General features: G+C 44.2%; 6 protein-coding genes. 4 read left to right on the top strand and 2 right to left on the bottom strand.

Annotated features, from left to right (window positions below; translation table 11 throughout):
- Nucleotides 1-24: 24 nt before the first annotated feature.
- Both ACFIKO_RS08970 and ACFIKO_RS08965 read right to left on the bottom strand, forming a co-directional pair.
- Nucleotides 25-543, bottom strand: a complete 519-nt coding sequence (locus ACFIKO_RS08970; protein ID WP_375620352.1) for a helix-turn-helix domain-containing protein — start codon at nt 541-543, stop codon at nt 25-27.
- Nucleotides 544-624: 81 nt separating this feature from the next.
- Nucleotides 625-1,155, bottom strand: a complete 531-nt coding sequence (locus ACFIKO_RS08965; RefSeq protein WP_375620353.1) for a helix-turn-helix transcriptional regulator — start codon at nt 1,153-1,155, stop codon at nt 625-627.
- A gap of 150 nt (nt 1,156-1,305) precedes the next feature.
- Here ACFIKO_RS08965 and ACFIKO_RS08960 point away from each other — a divergent pair, with 150 nt between their 5' ends.
- From ACFIKO_RS08960 to ACFIKO_RS08945, 4 genes are all read left to right on the top strand, one after another.
- Nucleotides 1,306-1,599, top strand: coding sequence for a helix-turn-helix transcriptional regulator (locus ACFIKO_RS08960; protein WP_183194530.1), 294 nt, complete (start codon nt 1,306-1,308; stop codon nt 1,597-1,599).
- 73 nt (nt 1,600-1,672) lie between these two features.
- On the top strand, nt 1,673-1,810 hold the full coding sequence (locus tag ACFIKO_RS08955) for a hypothetical protein (RefSeq protein ID WP_375620354.1): 138 nt from the start codon (nt 1,673-1,675) through the stop codon (nt 1,808-1,810).
- Nucleotides 1,794-2,192: a hypothetical protein gene (locus ACFIKO_RS08950; protein ID WP_375673836.1), complete on the top strand. Its 399-nt coding sequence runs from the start codon at nt 1,794-1,796 to the stop codon at nt 2,190-2,192. Before ACFIKO_RS08955 ends, ACFIKO_RS08950 begins: the two co-directional genes overlap by 17 nt.
- Nucleotides 2,192-3,060: ParB/RepB/Spo0J family partition protein (locus ACFIKO_RS08945; RefSeq protein WP_375673834.1), on the top strand; the 869-nt coding region annotated here is incomplete at its 3' end. The genes ACFIKO_RS08950 and ACFIKO_RS08945, both read left to right, overlap by 1 nt.

Raw genomic sequence — 3,060 nt, 5'->3', positions numbered from 1 at the left:
ATTAAAGGGGCATTAAGCTGTATCTTATGTAGTTTCTGGATGTGCATTTTCAGCCTCTATTTGACGCTTTAAATGCAGTTTTAAAAGAGGCAAGGTGAGCTCGACCTCTTCCGTGTCGTTGATGTCTTGAACAAGCTCTTGCAACTTTATACAAAGTTCCGCCGCGAGTTCCGCTATATCTTCAGGAGGGATCTTTATATTTGCATCGCGATAGGTTGTATAAGCTATGCGACCGAGTTTTTTCATCAATCCAGTAGGGATAGTTTGTGGTTTAAAACCAGCTGCTTTCGCTTTTACCATGTCACTAAACATTTCACCTTCACCCGTAACGAGCCAATGAGGATTAATGTTATAGGCCGTATAATAGGCGTTAATTGTTGAGCATGTTGGTTCGTGTGCTCCAATTTCATAATTGGCAAGGGTATTACGTTGTAAATTAAGCCGTTGCGCAAAGATACTACGTTCTTCGTTTCCGAGGATTCGTCTTATTTCACGCAGGCGTTTTGCCAATGGTGTTTTAGGTTCTAGTTCGGGGCGTGCCAAAAATGCTCCTTATTCATATTGAGTCTCGTTTTAAATTACAGGATTTAAAAAAGAGATTCCCCCATTCATTTTAGAGTAGCATTAAGCCGTATTTTGTGCAGCTTTGGAGTGTTCTTTTTCAGCCTCTATTTGACGCTTTAAATGAATTTTAAGAAGAGGGAAAGTTGCCTCTACTTCTTCGCTATCGTTGATGTCTTGAACAAGCTCTTGCAACTTTATACAAAGCTCTGCCGCGAGTTCCGCTATATCTTCAGGGGGGAGTTTTATTTTAGCATCGCGATAGGTTGTATAAGCCACGCGACCAAGCTTTTTCATGAGACCAGTAGGGATAGTTTGTGGTTTAAAACCAGCTGCTTTCGCCTTTTCCATGTCTGTAAACATTTCGCCTTCTCCAGTGAGAAGCCAATGAAAGTCTACGCCATAAATTTTGTGATAGGCAATTACGATAGATGCTGGTGGCTCATTTATACCAAGCTCATAATTTGCAAGCGTATTTTTTGCCAAATTAAGAGATTTGGCAAAAGCACCGCGTTCTTCGTTTCCGAGGATTCGTCTTATTTCACGTAGGCGTTTTGCCAATGGTGTTTTAGGTTCTGTTTCTAAACGTGCCAAAAAAATACCCATTAAGACCATTTTACGGGTTGACAAACCCGTAAAATGGTTTTAACTGTTATTACCGCCCGATATAGAGGGCAGATATTTTACAATTAACCCCACAAAAAACGGATGTGGGAGCATCCGTTTAAAGCAGGAGCGAAGTTTATGACTATCACACAAGTATGGGATCGCCATAGTATTTTAGCCGAGCTACGCCGCCGTAACATGACCTTGGCGGAGCTCGCGAAAGCTTATCAACTCTCGTCATCCAGTGTTCAACATATCTGGACACGGTCTAACGAGAAAGCCGAACGCGCTATTGCCGATTTTATCGGTTTGCCCGTCGAGCAGGTTTTTAGCGACCGCTACCCCAAAAGTCGCCGTCGCATTTTTAAAGCAGCAAAACATGCCAACACAGATTCGCGTGCGCATTCTGCTTTGCGCGGTAATGCTGCTTAAACTTCGTTACACGGCTTTGCGTTTTTGCGCATTTGCCATGAATTTAAATACCATAAGATAAAAAGGTTTATCAATGTCTAAAGATCAGTACGAAATAGGCAAGATAAATTGCATAGAGTTGCATCATAGAACAGCCGTTTGGGTAGTTTTGTTTTCCATAGGTGGTGATCAGATTAGCTTTATTGGAGGTGGTTATGGTTGCTGCTTGTAATTTATGGACCCCAGATGTCAGAAACGATATCGTTAATCCTTATTCAGAAGTTGAACGGTTAGAAGCGATGCTTGCCTGTTCTTTTAAGGCAGTGAGTGGTGGATTTAAGCATCTGCCGATCCGGTATATTATTGACCCTCCGCATGGCTTATTTGATGCGGCGTTAGCACGGCAGATTGTTATTCATATCTTGCATTATCAGTTTGAGGTGCCGCGGCGGCGTATTGTTGCCATACAAGCACGGCAGCGGACTTCTATTTCTCTGTCACTGCAGGTGATTAACCGGCGGTTAATGGAACCAGTTTTTGCGAAAGCTTATCAAAGATGGGCGGGGCGTGCGATGGATTTATTCTTTAAAGAGATCAGAAAGGCGGCGGCGTGATGGCACAGTTTCAAAAGCTTGCTCTTGATGTGATTGTGGTACCGAAGCGTATACGCCCTGTGGATGATGAGCATGCCAAGGCACTTGCGCAATCAATGGCGCGGGAGGGATTGATGAATCCGATTACGGTGCGCCATACCCCCAATGCTAAAGAGGGTAATTACACGCTTATTGCTGGTGCGCATCGGCTGCGTGCTGCGGAGCTTTTGGGCTATAGTGACATTGATGCCGTTGTGGTGCAGGCTGATAAGGACAATGCCGCGCTTTTAGAAGTGGCTGAAAATCTGTTTCGCAATGAATTGTCTGTTATTGACCGTGCGCTTTTTGTCCAGACTTACCGCGAATTGTGGGAAAAGAAGTATGGGGAGATTCAACGTGGTGGCGACAGAAAATCAAAGGGTAAACATTACCCTTTGATCGGTGGTAATCAATATACAAAGGACAAAGTGGCAAAGGTGCAAGTTGCACCTTTGCCAAATGATGGTTCTTCAGAGCATCATGAAATTGGGTGTGAAGGGGATGAAAAATCAAAGGTGCAAGTTGCACCTTTGATCGGAGGTGATGCACATTTAAAGCAATTGGGTCAAGTTGACCCTATTGCTCAAATGGAGGGAGAAGATGGCAAGAGGAGAACTTTATCTTTTGCTAAACATGTGGCGGACCGCATTGGTTTCTCTCAAGATGTCGTGAAACGTCTCAACTGTATTGCCCAGCATTTACAGCCAGAATTACGCTCTGTTTTGCGGGGGACAGCCTTGGCAGATAATCAAGCGCAGTTGTTGAAGTTGGCGAAGATGGAGCCGGTTGCGCAACGGCGTGTGGCAATTGCTTTGCAACAGGTTGAGGGGGATTTACGGCGGGCTGTTGA

Origin of the sequence: Bartonella sp. TS82HLJMH (assembly GCF_042193495.1) — a bacterium.
Taxonomy (GTDB): domain Bacteria; phylum Pseudomonadota; class Alphaproteobacteria; order Rhizobiales; family Rhizobiaceae; genus Bartonella; species Bartonella grahamii.
This window is presented reverse-complemented; position numbering and strand designations above follow the sequence as displayed.